The sequence below is a fragment of the Saccharicrinis carchari genome, from assembly GCF_900182605.1.
GTDB lineage: Bacteria > Bacteroidota > Bacteroidia > Bacteroidales > Marinilabiliaceae > Saccharicrinis > Saccharicrinis carchari.
Genome location: NZ_FXTB01000004.1, coordinates 51071 through 71077 on the forward strand (window position 1 = coordinate 51071; position 20007 = coordinate 71077).

General features: G+C 44.2%; 13 protein-coding genes. 10 read left to right on the forward strand and 3 right to left on the reverse strand.

The window, feature by feature from the left end:
- Positions 1–164: 164 nt before the first annotated feature.
- The 6 genes from FN809_RS09050 to FN809_RS09075 all read left to right on the forward strand — a co-directional run bounded on the left by FN809_RS09050 (position 165) and on the right by FN809_RS09075 (position 11452).
- On the forward strand, positions 165–3200 hold the full coding sequence (locus FN809_RS09050) for a SusC/RagA family TonB-linked outer membrane protein (RefSeq protein ID WP_142533200.1): 3036 nt from the start codon (positions 165–167) through the stop codon (positions 3198–3200).
- Between the two features lie 11 nt (positions 3201–3211).
- Positions 3212–4903, forward strand: a complete 1692-nt coding sequence (locus tag FN809_RS09055; RefSeq protein ID WP_142533201.1) for a SusD/RagB family nutrient-binding outer membrane lipoprotein — start codon at positions 3212–3214, stop codon at positions 4901–4903.
- 131 nt (positions 4904–5034) lie between these two features.
- Entirely contained in the window at positions 5035–7254 is a 2220-nt protein-coding gene (locus FN809_RS09060; RefSeq protein ID WP_142533202.1) for a DUF4838 domain-containing protein, read from the forward strand.
- A 466-nt stretch (positions 7255–7720) separates the two neighbouring features.
- On the forward strand, positions 7721–9931 hold the full coding sequence (locus FN809_RS09065; RefSeq protein WP_221929394.1) for a GH92 family glycosyl hydrolase: 2211 nt from the start codon (positions 7721–7723) through the stop codon (positions 9929–9931).
- A gap of 225 nt (positions 9932–10156) precedes the next feature.
- Positions 10157–10825, forward strand: a complete 669-nt coding sequence (locus FN809_RS09070; RefSeq protein WP_142533204.1) for a MarC family NAAT transporter — start codon at positions 10157–10159, stop codon at positions 10823–10825.
- Between the two features lie 60 nt (positions 10826–10885).
- The gene (locus FN809_RS09075; RefSeq protein ID WP_142533205.1) at positions 10886–11452 is read left to right on the forward strand and encodes a GNAT family N-acetyltransferase; all 567 of its coding nucleotides are present in this window, start codon (positions 10886–10888) and stop codon (positions 11450–11452) included.
- A gap of 54 nt (positions 11453–11506) precedes the next feature.
- Here FN809_RS09075 and FN809_RS09080 read toward each other — a convergent pair whose 3' ends face one another.
- Positions 11507–14167, reverse strand: a complete 2661-nt coding sequence (locus tag FN809_RS09080; protein ID WP_142533206.1) for a molybdopterin-dependent oxidoreductase — start codon at positions 14165–14167, stop codon at positions 11507–11509.
- Positions 14168–14200: 33 nt separating this feature from the next.
- The gene (locus FN809_RS09085) at positions 14201–15343 is read right to left on the reverse strand and encodes a hypothetical protein (protein ID WP_142533207.1); all 1143 of its coding nucleotides are present in this window, start codon (positions 15341–15343) and stop codon (positions 14201–14203) included.
- Positions 15344–15480: 137 nt separating this feature from the next.
- On the opposite strand from FN809_RS09085, the gene FN809_RS09090 reads away from it, so the two are divergent.
- From FN809_RS09090 to dsrP, 3 genes are all read left to right on the forward strand, one after another.
- Positions 15481–16086, forward strand: a complete 606-nt coding sequence (locus FN809_RS09090) for a cytochrome C (protein ID WP_142533208.1) — start codon at positions 15481–15483, stop codon at positions 16084–16086.
- A gap of 1 nt (position 16087) precedes the next feature.
- Complete coding sequence (locus FN809_RS09095) at positions 16088–17152, forward strand: 4Fe-4S dicluster domain-containing protein (protein ID WP_142533209.1); 1065 nt, start codon at positions 16088–16090, stop codon at positions 17150–17152.
- Positions 17153–17220: 68 nt separating this feature from the next.
- Positions 17221–18456: a sulfate reduction electron transfer complex DsrMKJOP subunit DsrP gene (gene dsrP / locus FN809_RS09100; protein ID WP_142533210.1), complete on the forward strand. Its 1236-nt coding sequence runs from the start codon at positions 17221–17223 to the stop codon at positions 18454–18456.
- A gap of 88 nt (positions 18457–18544) precedes the next feature.
- Here the strand turns inward: dsrP and FN809_RS09105 are convergent, their stop codons facing one another.
- Complete coding sequence (locus FN809_RS09105; protein WP_142533211.1) at positions 18545–18892, reverse strand: translation initiation factor; 348 nt, start codon at positions 18890–18892, stop codon at positions 18545–18547.
- A gap of 263 nt (positions 18893–19155) precedes the next feature.
- On the opposite strand from FN809_RS09105, the gene FN809_RS09110 reads away from it, so the two are divergent.
- On the forward strand, positions 19156–20004 hold the full coding sequence (locus tag FN809_RS09110) for a sulfide/dihydroorotate dehydrogenase-like FAD/NAD-binding protein (RefSeq protein ID WP_142533212.1): 849 nt from the start codon (positions 19156–19158) through the stop codon (positions 20002–20004).
- Positions 20005–20007 lie beyond the last annotated feature (3 nt).

Below are 20007 nucleotides of genomic sequence, written 5' to 3' on the forward strand. Positions count from 1 at the left end.
TTGATGGAGGAATTCAGTGGTATCCACTAAGATGCAGTATTACATTGCTACAGTATAACTTTACGTCGACAATTGAAAATTTAAACATATTAGTCTAATAGTCATTTTTATCATAGTAATTAATCACAAATAATTTTATTCTAATTTTACAAACAAATTTATTTATGAAAAGTATTCTATTTTCAATTGTTCTCATTTTTATGGGAGCAAGCATTAACGCCCTCTGGGCGCAACAAAGAGTTACCGGTGTAGTCACCGAGGATGGCTCAGACCCTTTGATTGGGGCTACAGTGGTAATTAAGGGTACTACCACTGGTACCATCACAAATATTGATGGGCAGTACGTATTGGAAGCAAATCCTGAGGACGTACTTCAGTATTCGTTTATAGGAATGGAAACGCATGAGGAAATTGTGGGTGACCGTACTGTAATTAATGTGAGTCTGTCTTCCGGTGCGTTCGGCCTTGGCGAAGTGGTCGTTACTGCAATGGGAATTAAACGGCAATCGGAATCTTTAACCTATTCAGCACAAACAGTTGGAGGAAAAGATGTGAACGACGTCAAAAGCGTTAACATGATTAACTCGCTTCAAGGTAAAAGTGCTGGATTAAGCATTACGCCTAACTCTACGGGGGCCGGTGGTGCTTCAAAAATTTTGTTTCGCGGTAATAAATCCATTAGCGGCAGCAATCAACCTTTAATAGTAGTTGACGGGGTGCCCTTGATGATGAACATTACGAATGATCAAGTTGCCACCAATTACGGAGGCGAAAGAGATGGGGGGGACGCCATGTCCACGATAAATCCCGACGACATTGCACAGATTACCTTATTGAAAGGGGCATCGGCCGCTGCACTATACGGTGCGGTAGCTGCCAACGGAGCCATAATGATCACTACTAAATCGGCTCAAAAGGGCATGGTTTCCGTAAACGTGTCCAGCAATACTACCATAGAAAGTGCGATGATTACACCGGAATTTCAAAATTCATATGGCGTGAGCGACAATGGAACATTCAGTTGGGGCGATAAGTTGACTAGCAGTGCCCCCGACTACGCTAAAGAATTTTTCAAGACAGGTTACACCACCAATAACTCCATCGCAATTAACGGAGGAGGCGAAAATATGCAATCATACTTTTCGTATGCCAATGTTTACTCAAACGGCATAACCCCTGAAAATGATTATAGGAGCCACAACTTGAATGCTAAGCTTGGTTTTGATTTATTTAATTCGGTACATGTGGATTTCTCTTCCCGATTCACCAATCAACACATTACCAATCAGGCTGCTGCCGGATATTTATGGAACCCATTGACGGGTGCCTATTTATTTCCCCGGGGCGAAGACTGGAACGGATACAAGGCAGAATATGAGGTTTACGATCCAGAGCGGGGAGCCAACGTACAGAACTGGACTAATGTGGGGCTGCAACAATTTGGAAACCCCTACTGGATGCTGAACAGACAAACTCCCGTTACCGACCGTAATCGCTACGAATTCGGGGGTGGTATCCAATGGGATATTACACCGGAACTGAACGTTTTGGGTCGTATGCGCTACGAGCGTGGTGAGGAGCATTTTGTACATAACGCATATGCTTCAAGTATTGGTAATTTGTATCCTATGGGAAGGATGAAAGACAATCGTTATTTTAGCGATCAGCTTTATGGCGATATTTTAATAAACTATAATAAAACATTTAACGATGTCACCTTTACGGCTACGGTAGGCTCCAGTTTTACCAAAAACAAAACATCTTCTGTAAATCTTTGGGGAGAAGGATCGAAATTTTCAAAGCCTGGTGCGGGAAATATCTATTATCCGAACATCTTTACTCCAAATAATTATTACGAGAATATGTCCACGTACAAAAAGAACGATCATTGGAATACGGAACGACGCCTGAACGCTGTTTTTGGAACAGCTCAAATTGGTTATCGCGAAGGTTTGTTTATTGATGTTACAGCTCGTAACGACTGGTCTTCGGCCCTGGCCTTTACCGAGAGTATGTCTTTCTTCTACCCATCGATAGGTGGTAGCTTTTTGCTGGATAAATTTGTGGACATGGGGAGCAATATCGATTTGTTCAAAATTCGTGCAAGCCATTCTATTGTAGGTAACGATGTGCCAGTTTTTATGAGTAACCTATTGTATTCCTTGGGTGCTCAGGGTTCCATTGCTCCACCCGAAAACGCACCGTTCAGGACGCTGAAACCAGAAAAAACGTATTCTACAGAAATTGGTTTTGATGGCGTATTCTTTTACAATCGATTGAGAACAAACCTCACTTATTATAAGAGTAATACTAAAAATCAGTTCTTTTCAGTTTCGGCACCTTACGAGTCTGGTTTACGCAACCGCTATGTAAATGCTGGAAATGTAGAAAACCAAGGTTTTGAGTTTAGCCTGAGCTGGTTGCAGCAGTTCAACGACGACCTGAGCTGGAGCACTAGCCTTAACGGGGCCTACAACACAAATAAAATCAAGGAATTGGTAGACGAGCTACCCAATGGTTTAACATTAAGCGATTTCGGTGGAGCCAAAATCATCCTTAAAGAGGGTGGTGAGTATGGCGATCTATACGTTCGTCATATCATGCGTGACGACAACGGCAAACCCATTAAAAATAATAACGGTGAACCTGTTTTGAGCGGAGACTCCTCAGAAGACTTGAATTATGCCGGAAATATGAATGCCAAATTTAACATGGGATGGACCAATACTTTTTATTACAACGACTTTACCTTTTCATTCCTGATAGATGCCAAATTTGGTGGTAAAGTTATCTCCATGACCGAAGCCGCATTAGATGGCTGGGGAGTTTCTAAACGAAGCGGAGAAGCTAGGGATGCCGGCACTGTTACCATCGATGGTGTAGAATTTGATGCCGAGAAATATTATAGGACTACGGGCAACAGCAATTTCAACAGCCCTTATGCCGTTGAGAACTATATTTATGATGCCACCAACATCCGCATGAGGGAGGTAAGCTTAGGTTATACGTTCCGAGATGTTTTTGGAGGAGGAAAAAACATGACCACTTCCTTGATAGGGCGTAACCTGTTCTTTTTCCATAAAGATGCGCCAATGGACCCTGATGTATCTGCTGGTACAGGCAACGGTGTGCAGGGGATAGATATGTTTGCGCTGCCTACTCCGCGTAGTTTTGGTTTAAATTTGAAATTTAACTTTTAAAGATTAATAAAATGAACAGAAATAATTATTTGATATACGTAATTTTGATGGTTCTTCCACTGTTTGGCGGAAGTCTGTTGACATCCTGTACGGATGGTTTTGAAAAAATGAACACCAGCGATGTTCAGGTAGATCCGGCCGATCTCCCGTTTGACGCCCAGTTTACTGAACCTATGGTGTATTGCTATCCACCACAGCAGAACATGTTCCAGTTTTGGACCAACCTGACGATTGATATGTACGGTGGATATTTTATGACCCCGCACGGTAACTTTACCAATGCCGATATGGGCGAAAACCGTGGACACAGTGGAGGTATGTACGAAAATTATTACCTGCATATCTTTAACAACTCACGCCGTTTAATTGCACAATCTGATGCCGACGGCAACAAAGGTCTAGCCGGTATAATGCGTGTTGTTCAATCCTACGGCACGTTGATGACTACCGATGCTTATGGCCCTATACCATATAGCTCAATTCTATCGGGCGAAAATGAAGTCTATTTTGAATTCGACAGCCAAAAACAGATTTTTAAATCCATGATCGAAGATTTGGATATTGCCATCAAGGATATTAGTGCGATGGAGGCCGATGAGATTGCAAAATTACAAGCATTTGATTCATGGTGCGGTGGTGATACAGATTTATGGGTTAAAGCTGCCAATACCATAAAATTGCGTTTAGCACTCCGCTTATCGAAAAGAGAACCCGAAGCACTGGAGGCCGGAATGAATCTGAAGCAAATAGCTACGGAAGCTGCTGCAAACACCTTGGCGACTGTGAATAAAGACATCCTCATTGACAAAAATTTGGAAAATAATATGTGGCTGATGTTCGCTTGGGGCGATTGTGGTTTTAACGCCAACTTGGTTACCCTTATGAGCGGCATGAATGATCCGCGCCAGCCATTATATATGACCAAAAATACCGGTGACATCAAAAATGAGGCAGGTGAAGTAACCATGCCGGAGGGCACCGATTATGTAGGCATCCGTTTTGCGAGCGGTTTACCGCCCAAAGGCAATAATTGGGCCAACTTCTCTGGTTGGATCCAGGGCGACAACGGTTCATCCTATTCAATGCCCCTGCCCATCATGAAAGCTGCCGAAGCTTATTTCCTGTTGGCTGAGGCCAAGTTGCGATGGGATATCGGAAGCTCCACTGCTCAGGAATTATATGAACAGGGCATTCGAGTTTCTATGCAGAATGAATTGGATTATAGAGGAGATTATGCTGGCGTGAACAATTATGAAGACGGCGCGATTGATGACTACATCAATGGAACCTCTACCCAAATTGATTTTGTAGATCCTGCTGACCCGGCATTAAACAGCCCAGCATTAAATAAACTCAGCGTTAAATGGGACGAAGGTGCTACTAAGGAAGAAAAATTGGAGCGCATTATTACTCAAAAATGGTTGGCTCTTTTCCCATTGTCAACGGAAGGATGGGCCGAACAGCGCCGTACCGGATACCCTCACTTTTTCCCAGCATTTGTAAATAAAAGCGGTGGCGATGTAAACAAAGAAGAAGGTGTTAGGCGCGTTATTTTTAGCGGACAGGCCTATGATGCCAACGAAAAAGGGGTTAACACCGGAATTGAATTGTTGAATCAGAGCAATACAAGCAAAACAGGAATTTCAGGTGATAAAGGTGGAACCCGTATATGGTGGGACAACGCCGACAGAGGTAACTTTTAACACGTAATGTAAATCCACACTCATTGAGTGCGGTCAGTGCAACACAAGTCCACGTCCAACAAGGGCGTGGACTTTTTTCTTTTACTATCTTTGTTAAAAGCACCTTTTGTAATCAATCAAAAATCTAAAAAATGAAGAAAAACATCTTATTTGTCGTTTTATTATTACTCGGAATATCTACACAGGTGATAAGCCAGGCCTTGTTGGTTAAAAACAACAAAGCCAACTCGCGCATCCTGCTCACTGTGGATGATAATGATTCAAAAACAGCAGCACACATCCTTCAAACCTTCGTAGAAAAGATGAGCGGGGCCAAGCTACCGATTCTGACCTCTTTTGCTGAGATCAAAAAAAATGATGTAGTGATTGATAACACGCAGAAGAACCTTCCGTCCTTACTTGGTAAATCAATTAAAGAAGATGGTTTTTATCTTTCATCAAAGGACAATACAGTACAGGTTGTTGGCGGCGAAGGCAGGGGGGTAATCTATGCTGTGGTTACCTTATTGGAAAATTATTTTGGTATTGATTATTTTGGTGAACATGAATACACATTTGAAAAGCAGCCTACACTCGAGGTTCCTCTTATTCATAAAATTGACAATCCTGCCTTTCGCTACCGTCAAACCCAAAGTTATGCCATGCGCAACGATTCGTTGTACAAACTGTGGCATCGCATAGAAGTGCCCAGTGAGGTTTTTGCCGAAAGTTACTGGGTACACACCTTCGACAAACTGCTGCCCTCTGACCAATATGGCGAGGAGCATCCCGAATATTATTCCTACTTTAAAGGAAAACGTCATCCCGGCAAGGCCAGTCAATGGTGCCTGACCAACCCGGAGGTTTTTGAAATAGTGGCACAAAGAATCGACGCTATTTTTAAAGCTAATCCGGATAAAAATATCATTTCCGTCAGCCAGAACGACGGGAACTACACCAATTGCACTTGTGATGATTGCAGCGCCATTGATGAGCACGAAGAGGCCTTCTCCGGAAGCCTGATTACCTTTTTAAACAAATTGGCAGTCCGCTTCCCCGACAAAGAGTTTTCTACGCTGGCCTACCTCTATACCATGAATCCCCCAAAGCACATTAAACCATTGCCCAATGTAAATATAATGCTCTGCGATATCGACTGCATGAGGGAAGTGTCGCTCACCGAAAACGAATCGGGGCGGGAGTTTATGAAAGCGATGGAAGGATGGTCCGAAATCAGCAACAATATTTTTGTATGGGATTATGGCATCAACTTCGATAACTTTGTGGCACCATTCCCCAATTTCCATATCTTGCAGGATAACATCCGTCTCTTTAAAAAACATAATGCGCAAATGCACTTTTCGCAAATTGGGGGCAGTCTTGGTGGTGATTTCCCGGAGCTTCGTGCTTATCTGGTTTCTAAGCTTATGTGGAATCCTGAGGTTGATGTCGATTCGCTGATGATACACTTTTTGGATGGCTATTACGGTGAAGCCGGGCACAATATCTATCAATATATAAAAGTGATGGAAGGCGCTCTGATTGCCAGTGGAGTGCCACTTTGGATTTACGACTCGCCTGTAACGCACAAAAACGGCATGTTGAAACCCGAGCTGATGCGCCGTTACAAAAAATTATGGGATAATGCCGAAAAAGCAGTAGCCAATAAGGAGACCTTCCTCAAGCGGGTTCAACGTTCAAGGCTACCCCTACTCTACTCCGAATTGGAAATTGCACGCACAGAAAATGAAAAAAAACTGGATGACATCAATGAGAAATTGGATTATTTTGAAAAGAAAGTAAAAGAGTTTAAGGTGCCCACACTAAACGAGCGCAATAATTCGCCGGTGGAATACTGTGAGTTATACCGCGATCGGTATATGCCCCGCGAAGAAAAAAGTCTGGCTTTGGGGGCAAAAGTGACCTACGAAATTGAACCGACCGGGAAATATAAAACAGTCGGCGAGAAAGCTTTAACCGACGGTCTGTTTGGTGGATCTACTTTTGTGGAGAGCTGGGTAGGCTGGGAAGGCATCGATGGGGCGTTTGTTGTGGATTTAGGTGAAAACAAAAATTTCCACAGTGTGGAAACAGATTTCCTCCACCAACTGGGGCAATGGATTCTTTTTCCACTACAAGTGGTTTATTCCTATTCGCAGGATGGTGAAAACTATACCCATTGGGAAACCCACGATTTGCCCGAAGACCGTTCTGTTTCGGTTAAGTTTAAAGGTGTTAAAAGTGAATCGCCCGAAGCCATACATGCCCGATACATCAAAGTAGAGGTGGTGGGAACGAAAGTGTGCCCCACCTGGCACTATGGCGTAGGTCATCCTTCATGGTTTTTTATTGATGAGGTAACAGTTTTGTAGGTTAACATTTCTTTTTTGGTGGGAACAAGATAGAGTTTAAAAAACACCGAGGATTAGATGCAATGGCGGCTCTTCCGCTTTCCTCAAAAAAAAAGGAAGTACCGCAACCCAAGGTGCGAGTATGGGAATTGGTACGTATTGCTTTTTGGCTATGAGTTTTTAAGCGGCAGAAAAGCAACCACCCGGCCTGATATCTCGTACCTCAATGTCATCCACCCCTCCTTTTTTCAAGGAGGGGAATACGTTGGGACTATAATTTTGCCTAATAGATTCAGTTTTATCCGTTGCTAATTACGCGCTTTAAAATTGGGGTGCAAGAAAGGAAACCGTAGGTAGGATAATACTAAATTTAAGGTTTTTATCTCCCAACGATATACTATCTTTGTTCTTTTCGATTTTGAAATTAGATCAGCATCAATTTACATCCAAAACCATTAAATTTTATTAATCCCAAATGCCTTTTAAAATGATTCGAACTTCAGTAGTTTTAATTTTGGTGGCAAGCCTATTTTTTTCCTGCCAAACCAACACAACCGAAACAATGGTGGAAGATACCAATCTCGCATCCTATGTAAACTGCTTTGTGGGTACCGACGGGCCGGGCAATACCTATCCGGGCGCTGTGCTGCCTTTTGGCATGGTACAACTGAGTCCGGACAACGGACTACCGGGCTGGGACAGGATTGCAGGATACTACTGGCCCGATTCTACCATTGCCGGTTTTAGCCATAAACACCTTTCGGGGACGGGAGCGGGCGACTTGTACGATATTTTGGTGCTGCCCTATAACAGCCGTTTTACCGCCGACCTATGGCCGGAGCAAGAACATTATCGTCCCTATTCCATGTTTAGCCATGATGCAGAGGCGGCCTCCCCGGGTTATTATTCGGTGGATTTATTGAGCTCCGGTATCAAAGCCGAGCTTACCACCACGCAGCGGGTGGGAATGCACCGTTATACCTTTCCGGCCGATGAAGAGTCAAAAATATTGATCGATTTGGGGTATAAACTCAACTGGGACGATCCCACGGATACTTACCTTAAATTAGAAGATGAAACTACCATTGTAGGACACCGTTATTCGCGGGGCTGGGCACCCGATCAGCGTGAGCATTTTGTGATGAAGCTATCAAAGCCCATTGCCGACATCGCCTTTTATGCCAATGGCAAAAAAGTAGATGCCCAGGAAGCCAATGCCAAATATACGAAAGCCGAAATTAAATTTAAGTCGGAGGAAGGTGAGCAGGTGCTCATTAAAATGGCCTTGTCGTCGCACTCCATCGAAGGGGCTAAAAAGAATCTGGAAACCGAATTAGCTCATTGGGATTTTAATGAGGTGGTGGCAGGTGCCAATCAGGCCTGGAACGAATATCTATCTAAAATTAAAATAAAAGGCACGCAAGAGCAAAAGGAGCTTTTTTATACCAATCTGTACCATTGCTTCCTGACCCCCTCGCTGCACAGCGATGTGGATGGCTTTTACAAAGGAGCCGATGGGCAGATGCACCAGGCAGTAGGTTACAATAAATACGACACCTTTTCGCTGTGGGATACTTTTAGGGCCACCCATCCGCTTTATACGATGCTGTGCCCCGACGAAACGGTGGATATGATTAAATCCTTTTTATCGCATTACGACGAAACCGGATTGCTGCCCGTATGGTCCATGGCCGGTAACGAAACCTTTATGATGATAGGTTACCATGCCGTGCCCGTTATTGTGGATGCCTATTTTAAAGGAATTGAGATGGATGCCCCTAAAGCCCTGGAAGCCTGTGTGGCATCGGCCAACGAAAAGGGGCGACAGATAGACCAGTACATCAAATATGGCTATGTGCCCGCCACAGGTGAAGGCGAGAGCTGGTCGGTATCCAAAACCCTGGAGTACGCCTATAACGATTGGTGCATTGCGCAGATGGCAATGGATATGGGCGAGCAGGAAGTGTATGATACCTTTGCCCAACGGATGGATTACTGGAAAAACCTTTACGACCCGGCTTCCACCTTTTTCAGGCCGAAGGATGTTGATGGGGAATTTATATTGCCCTTTTTAGCTAAGGATTATGGTCCCGAGTATTGCGAAAGCAACGCCTGGCAGTATTTTTGGTTTGTGCCCCACGATGTGCAAGGTTTGATTGACACCTTAGGATATGATCGTTTTTCCGCCAAGCTCGATTCCATGTTCAACTATTACCCAAAGCCCGAGGATAAACTGCCCATTTTTAGTACGGGTATGATTGGGCAATATGCGCACGGAAACGAGCCGAGCCATCATGTGGCCTATCTGTACAATTACATTGGCAAGCCCCATAAAACACAGGAAATGGTGCGCCGCATTATCGATACGCAATACAGCCTGGAGCCCGACGGCTATTGCGGCAACGAGGACTGTGGGCAAATGTCGGCCTGGCTGGTTTATTCGGCCATGGGCATGTACCCGGTCAATCCGGCCGATGGCGTGTACCATCTCACTTCCCCAACGGTGAGCGAGGCCACGGTTAAAATGGCCAACGGTAAGCAGTTTGTGGTAAAAGCCGACAATCAATCCAAAGAAAATAAGTACATCCAGCAGATGTTTTTAAATGGGGAACCTTACAACGAGCTTACCATAACACATCAACAAATGGCCGAAGGTGGCGAGCTGCGCTTTGTTTTGGGCAATATGCCCCGCAAATAAACGAATCAACATATCGTGAAGTAAAATTTGACAGTCCTTATAAAGTTACCTTCTAAATTTGACGGACTACAATATTTTTTTGTATTTTAAACCACAAGGTTCACAAAGCCAGCACATTGTTCACCATGCTTCGTAGTGTCCTTTGTGTATTCATCGTGTTCTTTGTGGTTACTTTTTAAAGCACCGTGTTGAGCTAAAACCGCACAAACGTAAAAACCAATAAAAATGCTTGAAATTGTACTGGTTACTTTCTTTGCACTGTTGCCAATTTCCAATCCATTTAGTACCATACCCCTGTATTTATCACTTACCGCCGGGTACTCCAAAGCGTGGTCGCAGAAACAGGCACTAAAGGCAGCTTTTTATATGGCAGGCATTCTGCTTGTTTTTCTTTGGGCCGGTGCCTTTATTATCGATTTCTTCGGGATTTCTATTCCTGCCATTCGCGTTGCCGGTGGAGTGATCATTATGCGGGTGGGTTTTGGCATGCTCAATCCAAAAGATGCTGATGATATTACCGAAGCGGCCAAACAAGAATCGAGAACCAAAAAAGATATTGCCTTCACACCTTTGGCAATGCCCTCTTTAAGTGGTCCGGGTTCTATTTCTGTAGTTATCAGCATGGCGGCTTCATCGGACGATATTCTGAGTTATCTTGCCGTATCGGCGGGTATCGTGGCTGTTGTAATTGTGGCCTGGCTCGCTATGCGGGGTGCTCCTTTTGTTTCCCGGTTTTTAGGCATTACAGGGCTTGACGCACTTACACGGATTATGGGATTTCTCCTTATCTGTATTGCATTTCAGTTTGTATTTGATGGCCTTGGCGGATACCTCGCCAGTGAACGCTTTTTACAGCCCATCATCGAACACTTAAAGATGACATTAGTTATTTAGTGCATCTAAGAAAACTCGATTAATCTTTGTGTGGCTATAAGAAATTAAATTTTTAAAATAATGATTATACGAAAAGCAAATTCAAACGATGCAGAACCTATTGCCGAGCATATATTGCTGGCCATGGAAGATATCGTCCATACCTATATCGGACAAAAAGATTATCAACTGGCGAAGAACTTTTTATTGCACTTTATAAAAAGCGAAAACAATCAGTACTCGTATCAAAATTGTTTTGTAATGGAGGAAGCCGAGCAGGTTATAGCAACCGTTAATTTATACGATGGGGCTATACTCAAAGAGTTACGCCAGCCTGTGATTGACTATATCAACGAGCAGTTTAATACATATCTGCCAATTGAGGACGAAACGCAAGCAGGCGAAATTTATATTGATTCTCTCGGTGTAGATCCAAGCCAGCAAGGGAAAGGGCTAGGCCTTAAAATGTTAACGTTTTTGATAGACGAAATCGTAAACCGGAATCAGCAAACCCTCGGTCTACTGGTTGATAAACATCATCCCAATGCTAAAAAGTTATACCTAAAAGCGGGCTTTAAACAAGTGGGCACTAAGGTGCTCCTCGGCAATAGTTTTGAACACTTGCAAATCACCCGCAAGCCTAGATAGATGAATAAATTAAGATCAGATGAAGAAACTCCGCTTCCTTAGTCTTTTTCCACTCTAATCATCTTTTTTGGCATTCTTTTTCACGTACTCCATCACTAATTTTTCGTCTTCTCCTTTTAGACCTGCGCGAGCCTTCATACTGGCAATTATTCCGTACCACTGTTTTTTGGTGAAGCTTTTGGGATTCTGTGGGGCATGACACACCGAACAGCTGCGGTAATAGATGCGTTCGCCCGGTTCCATATCGGCCTCTGAGAACTTGCTTTTCAGTTGCTCTACTTGCGAAGCTATACCCAGGGATTGGGGGGTAAAGAAATACTTATCTTCGATAATAAATGGCGGTTCGTAGGCCGTATTCTCCTCGGCATCGGTACACTTCCTGGCATATACCAGGCAAGTGTTGGCAGTTGTGGCCTGGCTCAGTTCGCTACTGGGTTCGCTCGATGTGAGTATGTTTATGCTGCCGTTATTGCACCGCCCCTTGGAGTCGAAGCGCAACCAGTTGCCCTCTTCCAAGGCCAAAACGCCGGATCTTATATCTTCGGATATCCTTGCCCCGGCAATGCTGGCACCGCGCTCGTTATAAATCTCTATTAAATCGCCGTCTTCAATATGCCGTGCTTTGGCATCGATTGGGTTGATTAATACATGCTGCCTACCTTGTACGTTTTCCTTTTCCCTGATTTCGGAATTGGCCATTTGCGAATGCAAGCGCATGTTGGGGTGTGGGCTCACAATATGCAGCTGCCCCTCCCTGGCGTTTCCCAGAAATTCGAAAGGCTCCAAAAACTTAGGGATGGGCGGACATTTTTTCATATCGAACTCCGCAAAGGTTTGGCAATAGAGCTCTATCTTTCCCGATTTTGTGTGCAGTTTGTTATTTACCGGATCCGTGTAAAAATCGCCGTGCCGCACAAACTGCTCGGCCTCTTTGGGCACGGGCAAAGTGGTAATGCCCTTTTCCCAAAATTCCTCGAATGGCATGGTGGCGTCCGATTTTTCGTAGGATGCTCTAATAATTTGCATAATATTTTTCCCTTCGGTAAAGCCCTCCTCCACATCAAAGATATAGGCCAGCCTCCTGAATATCTCAAAATCGTCCAGGCTCTCGCCAATGGGGTCGATTAACTTGCGCATGGCATAAATTTTATCGTTGCTGTAAGTTCCGCCCGAGGTCAAACCATTACGTTCGAGTGTTGAGGTGGCGGGCAGTACAATGTCGGCTATCTGGGCCGAGGCGCACCACCACGGATCCTGGCATATAATGGTTTCTACCTGCTTATTCAGGGCTTTTATCAGCCGGTTGGTATCCGGTTGGTGCGACATAAAATTGTTGCCCGAGTTGTATATCAGCTTCGCATCGGGATATTCGTATTTGGTGCCGTCGCGATAGAAAGATGCACCCGGGTTTTCGAGCATCTCGATGATACGTGAAGCAGGACAAAATTTATCAATCGGGTTTCGCCCCTGCGACAGGCCCAAGGGCATCGATTTACCTGACTGTAGCGTACCCCCGTTGCCATAATGAAAACTGAAGCCTACCCCTTCGCCGGGCTTACCTATTTTACCCAGCATAGCTACAAAATTAATAATTGCCCAATGCGCCAGCTCCCCGTGATCGGCCCTTTGAATGGCCCAACTGGGTGCAAACTGTGTTTTGCTATTGGCAAACAATTCTGCCAGTTCAACTATTTTCTCTGCTTTGATACCGGTAATGCTCTGGGCCCACTGTGGTGTTTTTGGTGGGGTACCATCCGCATCTCTGCCCAATAAATACGCAACAAATTTATCCAGTCCAACGGTATATTTATCCAGGTATGCCTTGTCGTGCAAGTTATTGATGTATATATGATAACTCATGGCCAGAAAAAGTGCCGTATCGGTATTGGGCGTTATCCTGATCCATTCCGCGTCCATTTTTTTATCGGTATTGGTACGGTGGGGGTTGATAGATATAAACCGTATCCCCTTTTCCTTAAACTTTATCCAGTTGGGATACATCTGATGGTCGGCAACGCGATACTCCAGGCGGTTGTTCTTCCATGGGTCGCAGCCTATTAAAACAAAAACCTCGGTATGGTCGTATATCGTTTTCCAGGAGCTTTGTGGCGAGTACGTTTCCATATCGCCAATAATATGGGGAAGTACTACCTGCGCCGCCCCGGCCGAATAATCGCCCTTGGTAATGGAGTGCCCGCCTATCAATCCAAAAAATCGGCCCTGCAACACATTGGGGCGGATAAAACCGGCGTGCGACCATCCACCGTAGGAACTGCTGAAAATACTCTCGTTGCCATGCTTTTTTATCACTTGTATAATGGAGTCGGCTACAAGCGTTAGGGCTTCGCTCCAGGTAATCCGTATAAAAGGTTCCTTCCCTCTTAAATGAGACTTGGTATTGCTGCCACGCCCTTCAAAAAACGATTTGCGCACCATGGGGTACATTACCCGGGTTTTGTCGTATACCCTGCTCATCAAACCCTTGGTAAGCATCTCGTTTGGCATGGCATCAATATCCTTTAAGGGCTGCACACCAATTAACTTACCGTTTTTTATCACTGCCTTAAAAGGACCCCAGTGGCTGGCATGGGGTATCAAGGTGGTGCCGGAATCAAACACATGGTCGCAACTAAAAAGGGTAAGGCTAGCCGATGCACTAATTCCAACTGCTGCAAGGGAGGATAGTTTCAGGAAATTTCTTCGGTCGATACTCATGGTCAATGTTTTTTTGGTTTATTTACTTCTGCGTTAGAAATAATACCCCAGGTTGATATTAATAAATTGTTCTATCCCGATACTTTTATCCGGGTTGCCCGTTGAAAAAGCCTTTGTCCATTCCGAGCCAAACCAGGGCTGATTCTCCGAAAGGATATACTCCACATAACAATACACCTTACCTGCATGCAGCAGTACCCCTAATGTGTTCGACATTGAATCTTCAAATTCTTTTTTTGTTTTATCAAAATAAGCAAAGTCGTTATATATTTGGATGTTGCTCAACACATTACCATCAACAGGAAAATTGTAAGAAAGGCCAAGGGTATACAGTTCACCTTTTGAGGCCAGTTCATACATCAAATTATAAGCCCCCAGCGAAACAGTATCATTGTGTGCAGAGTCAATGTTTTTAGGGTTTTTCCTAAACGAAGTGGCCTGTGCCTTAAGACTGAACCCCCCGGCTTTTGCTTCGTAATGTACAGCCCAGGCGCTGTGATTTCCCATTTTTTCCGACTCTACATTGTATAAGCCCCCGTACATGGCCGATATGCCCAGCTTGTGCATAGCACGACCACTGTTGATTTTAGAAGCCATCTTAGCATTGAATTGGTTGACCTCCCTGTTGGGGCCGGTAACATCGTAGGAGTAGGTCTTATTTGACAAGGGGGCATTGTCGCCGAATAAAAACACCTCAGAATTCTTGAAGAATGCCATTTGGTACTCTATTTTATCACCCTGGTGTATATAATTTACCCCCATATCATAATTATCTTCCAGCCCCATGTAGTAACCCATACCCAGGTAATAGCTGTGCGAATTGTAAGGTTCAATGCCAAATGGAACCCTGGTAAGGCCAATCTTTATTTTTTTTTGTGTGTTAAACGCATAAGTAATATCACCTTTTCGTAGCAGACCACCACCATACTCTGCCGCATACAAACGGTATTCAACATCCAGCGTTAGTCCTTTGTAGTGTGCTTTGGGGCTAATGGCAAACATATCATAACCCCAATCACCCCCTCTTTTTTTCTGGCCTTCTTTCCACGACGACAATTTGTAATTAAAGCGCAATGCCCCATGCAATTCCACCTGTGGTTTTTCCTTGTTTTCGTCCTGTCCCCTAATGGGCAAACAAATTAAGGAGGCTGTAATAAAAACGAACAGTGTTTTCATGCAGGATAAAAATTAGTAAAATCAGATTATCGTTAAAATTAACATATTTTACCAAATTTATTTACTATTTTTAGGATGTTTCCAATAAAAATTTCCACCCCGAACTACTTGGGTTAAGTACAAATTATATTGAAAGCATGGTAAAACTCTCCACTTTATTATTGGGCTGCGTGCTATTTATAACCGGGGCATGCGATGTATCGGATCGTCATCATGATGTTTACGCCAAGCTGCAACACAGTTCTGTCGATTCAACATCATACAACTCCTATAATTTATTACAGCACGATAGGCTCGTATCTGTTGAGGAGGAGGGCTACAGTGATTTTTTTGTGCACGAACGAAAAGGAAGTATCTCCAATTATAAATGTTCCGGCTGTCATGAAGTAGAACTCGCGGAACTGAAAACCAAAGGAAACGATTTGACACATGCCGACATCCGATTATTCCACTCCAGCCTGGATGTGTTGTCGTGCTTTACCTGCCATAACCCGGACAATCTGGACGAATTACGCTCTACATCAGGTAAAAGTATTGATTTTGACCAAAGCTATAAACTATGCAGCCAATGCCACAGCAGCCAATTCAGCGATTGGAGAGGAGGCTCGCACGGCAAAAGAATAGGTGGGTGGGTGGCACCCAGGGTTTCTAAAACTTGTGTAGAATGTCACAATCCCCATTCGCCCGGCTTTGAATCGAGGATGCCTACCTATCCGGCCCATATCCAAAAGAAAAGAAGCTGACATGGAACAAAAAAAATCGAATAAAAAAAACATGGCATCTCCCTTAAAAGCCAAAATAGATAATCCCCTTTTAAATAAGGATTCTGAAAAGGCATGTGCCAAGGATTCCCACACCGAAAAAACAGACGGCTACCAACAAAATTTAGATGTGAACATGAATCGTCGGGAGGCTTTCAAAAAGCTTTCCACGGGTCTGGCCTTGGGGGTAGGCGTAGTCAGTTCCTCGTGCAGCATGATGGCAAGCGAAAAGCTAAAAGAAAAATTACGCTTGAAATGGAAGGAAGAGTTCAAAGGCAACTACCGCCTGATGACAGACCTTGAAAAAAAGCAGACGGTAGAAAGGCTGGTCAGGTTGTACGAGATGAAGACCGGCACAAAAATAAGCATGTCATCGCGCAACGCCAACAAAGGGGTGCTGTACGGTTATGCATTTAACGTGAGCAAATGCCAGGGGTATATGGATTGTGTGGATGCCTGCATAAAAGAGAATAACCTGGACCGTGAAAGCCGTATGCGATACATACGCATACACGAAATGAAAGATGGCAAAGGTTTTAATTTTGAAGAGGCCAACGACGAATATGGCCACGAAGTGCCGGCGGCCGGGCATTTTTATATGGGCACGCAATGTTTCCACTGCGACGATCCACCATGTGTTAAGGTATGCCCCGTGCAAGCTACCTGGAAAGAGCCCGATGGGCGTGTAGTAGTGGATTACGATTGGTGCATCGGCTGCAGGTATTGCATGGCCGCCTGTCCCTACGACGGGCGTAGATTCAATTGGGGCAAACCAATAGTGCCGGAAGAGGAAGTAGTGAGGGAACAGCATTATCTGGGAAACCGTTTGCGCAAACAGGGCGTGATGGAAAAATGTACCTTTTGTACACAACGAAGCCGTAAAGGCGAAAACCCTGCCTGCGTTGCATCTTGCCCTACAGGTGCACGTAAATTTGGCAATTTATTGGATGCCACCAGCGATATCCGCTGGATTTTGGAAAACAAAAAGGTTTTTAGGCTCAAGGAAGAATTGGGTACCGATCCCAAATTTTGGTATTATACCGATTAAGTCGCCCAAACTACCGGGACAGTGATTTTGAGCGTGCGAATTTTTAAAGACTATCATATAGAAAGATTATGAGTATACTACGTGTTGCCGGTCATTTTATTAAAGATTCTTTTGCAGAAGTAACCCGCGGAAGCCGGGCATATCATATCTGGATGGCATCATTAACTGTTGTCATGCTGTTCGGATTGTTCAATTACGCCAATCAGTTGGAGCACGGCCTGATAGTAACCGGAATGACCGACCGCGTAAGTTGGGGCTTGTACATATCCAACTTTACCTTTTTGGTGGGCGTAGCCGCTGCTGCTGTTATGTTGGTGTTGCCTGCCTACATTTTGGATAAGATTGATTTTAAGCAAGCGGTGCTCATTGGCGAGGGATTGGCCGTGGCCACCCTTGTGATGTGTTTGGCCTTTGTGGTAGCTGATATGGGCGGACCGGGCCGTTTATGGCACATGATACCCGGCATAGGGGTGTTTAATTTCCCAAACTCTTTACTCACCTGGGACGTTATCGTGCTTAACGGCTACCTGTTCCTAAACATTACCATACCCTTATATCTGCTGTTCATGATTTATCAGGGCAAAACACCAAAGCGCAAAGTATATATTCCCGGTGTGTATCTCTCCGTATTTTGGGCCGTGGGTATCCATATTGTAACGGCATTTTTGTACCAGGGATTGCAGGCCCGCCCTTTCTGGAACAACTCGCTTTTGGGGCCTCGCTTTTTGGCATCGGCATTTGCCGCCGGTCCCGCACTGATCATCATCATATTAATAACCATCCGTAAATTCACCCGCTTTGCTGTGGGCAGCCTTACCATTAAAAACATTGGCCTCATCGTTACCGTGGCCGCACAAATTAACCTGATTATGTTGGTGTCGGAATTGTTTAAAGAATTTTATGCGCCTACGCACCACAGCATCAGTGCCGTATATCTGTTTTTTGGTTTAGATGGAAAAACGGCCCTCCTGCCATGGATTTGGACATCCATCGGTTTAAATATTGTTGCCACCACGGCATTAACGGTTCATAAATTAAGAAACAACTTAAAGGTGTTGCCCGTTTTGTGCGGTATGTTATTTATTGCCGTATGGATAGAAAAAGGCTTTGGCCTAATTGTTCCCGGTTTCATCCCCGGCCCATGGGGTAAAATTACCGAATACACCCCCACCTTTACCGAAATATCCGTTACACTCGGTATTTGGGCCATGGGCGCATTTATATTTACCATCCTGGCCAAAACGGGTATCGCCATCGAACTGGGCAAAATGGTTTATAAAAAAAATAGGTTGAGTAACAATTAGTACAGCCAAGAAAAACCGGATATTTTTATGTGGCTATAGGCTTGCACATGCCGACACATCGATTACTATATGCCTCACACCACACTACCTATCCTCCTGCCCGCTTGGCCTTATATCCCGCTTTTTGCAATAGCTCAAGCACCTTACCCCTAAAATCACCCTGTATCAATATTTCGCCTTCTTTTACCGTTCCACCCACACCACATTTCGATTTCAACTCTTTGCCCAACTCTTTTAAATCACTTACCTCTCCAACAAATCCCGTGATTAAAGTAACAGCTTTTCCCTTGCGCTGCTTTTTATCCAACATCACTTTTAAATTTTGCTGCTGCGGCGGCAAGGTTTCTTCGCTTTGCTCCTGATCATATTGGTATTCGAAATCTGTATTTGTAGAAAATACAATCCCGTCCCTTTGCTTTCTATTTTTTTTGGCCATACTCTGTTTCTTTGATTGCGAAAATACAATATAAGATGAACTATTCAAACTGCTTTTTTACGGCCGCGTTAACTGTCAGGGAAGATAAAAGGATATCTCCTTAAGAGAAGTATTTCCAGAAAGCCTTACCCTATATAATATCGATATTCCCGTGAGGTATGGATATTTTTAAATTTTATGATACTTTTGTGCGTTTTATAAATACAAATGACTTTTGTTGGCAAAAGCATAAAATTAAAATATCATTTGAATACCCCCTAATTATGTTTAAGATAGTAAACAAAGAATTCTTTTCGGAGAATGTAGTAAAACTCGAAATCCATGCCCCCAGGATTGCCAAGGCACGCAGGGCCGGTCATTTTGTAATATTAAAAATCGGCGATAAAGGGGAACGCTTCCCTTTAACCATTGCCGGTGCCGACCGCGAAAAAGGCACCATAACCTTAGTGGTTCAAAAAGTAGGTGTATCCTCGCGCAAACTGTCTGCCCTTGAGGTGGGTGATAGCATCACCGACTTGGTGGGTCCTCTCGGACAGGCTACTCACATACAACATAAAGGAACCATATTAGCCTGTGGTGGTGGTGTGGGCGTTGCGCCCTTACTGCCCATTGTAGAGGCTTACAAAAAAGCAGGCAACCGTGTAATTACAGTAATAGCAGCCCGAAGCAAAGATTTAATTATTCTCGAAGATCAAATAAGGTCCTTTTCTGATGAGCTAATCGTAATGACAGATGACGGGTCGCATGGACAAAAAGGCTTAGTGACCGAAGGGATGGAGGCTGCCATAGCCAAAGAAAAAATAGATGAAGCCATTATTATTGGCCCGGCGGTTATGATGAAATTTGCTGCTTTAACAACAAAAAAACATAACATCCCAACCATGGCCAGCTTAAACACCATTATGGTAGATGGAACCGGAATGTGCGGCGCATGCCGAATTACTGTAGCCGGTAAAACCAAGTTCGTTTGCGTGGATGGCCCCGAGTTTGATGCACACGAGGTAGATTTCGACGAAATGCTGCTTCGCTTAAATGGCTACAAAGAAATTGAAAAAGCCGCCGAAAGCAACTATTTGAAAACCAATAACGATAGCTGTCAGATTCCATCATAAATG

Excerpts from the sequence above, each read along its gene's own strand:
- FN809_RS09110 (WP_142533212.1), top strand. The coding sequence starts at position 19,156 with ATGTTTAAGATAGTAAACAAAGAATTCTTTTCGGAGAATGTAGTAAAA.
- FN809_RS09090 (WP_142533208.1), top strand. The coding sequence starts at position 15,481 with ATGGTAAAACTCTCCACTTTATTATTGGGCTGCGTGCTATTTATAACC.
- FN809_RS09080 (WP_142533206.1), bottom strand. The coding sequence starts at position 14,167 with ATGAGTATCGACCGAAGAAATTTCCTGAAACTATCCTCCCTTGCAGCA.
- FN809_RS09065 (WP_221929394.1), top strand. The coding sequence starts at position 7,721 with ATGATTCGAACTTCAGTAGTTTTAATTTTGGTGGCAAGCCTATTTTTT.
- FN809_RS09105 (WP_142533211.1), bottom strand. The coding sequence starts at position 18,892 with ATGGCCAAAAAAAATAGAAAGCAAAGGGACGGGATTGTATTTTCTACA.
- FN809_RS09060 (WP_142533202.1), top strand. The coding sequence starts at position 5,035 with ATGAAGAAAAACATCTTATTTGTCGTTTTATTATTACTCGGAATATCT.
- dsrP (WP_142533210.1), top strand. The coding sequence starts at position 17,221 with ATGAGTATACTACGTGTTGCCGGTCATTTTATTAAAGATTCTTTTGCA.
- FN809_RS09070 (WP_142533204.1), top strand. The coding sequence starts at position 10,157 with ATGCTTGAAATTGTACTGGTTACTTTCTTTGCACTGTTGCCAATTTCC.
- FN809_RS09050 (WP_142533200.1), top strand. The coding sequence starts at position 165 with ATGAAAAGTATTCTATTTTCAATTGTTCTCATTTTTATGGGAGCAAGC.
- FN809_RS09055 (WP_142533201.1), top strand. The coding sequence starts at position 3,212 with ATGAACAGAAATAATTATTTGATATACGTAATTTTGATGGTTCTTCCA.
- FN809_RS09095 (WP_142533209.1), top strand. The coding sequence starts at position 16,088 with ATGGAACAAAAAAAATCGAATAAAAAAAACATGGCATCTCCCTTAAAA.
- FN809_RS09075 (WP_142533205.1), top strand. The coding sequence starts at position 10,886 with ATGATTATACGAAAAGCAAATTCAAACGATGCAGAACCTATTGCCGAG.
- FN809_RS09085 (WP_142533207.1), bottom strand. The coding sequence starts at position 15,343 with ATGAAAACACTGTTCGTTTTTATTACAGCCTCCTTAATTTGTTTGCCC.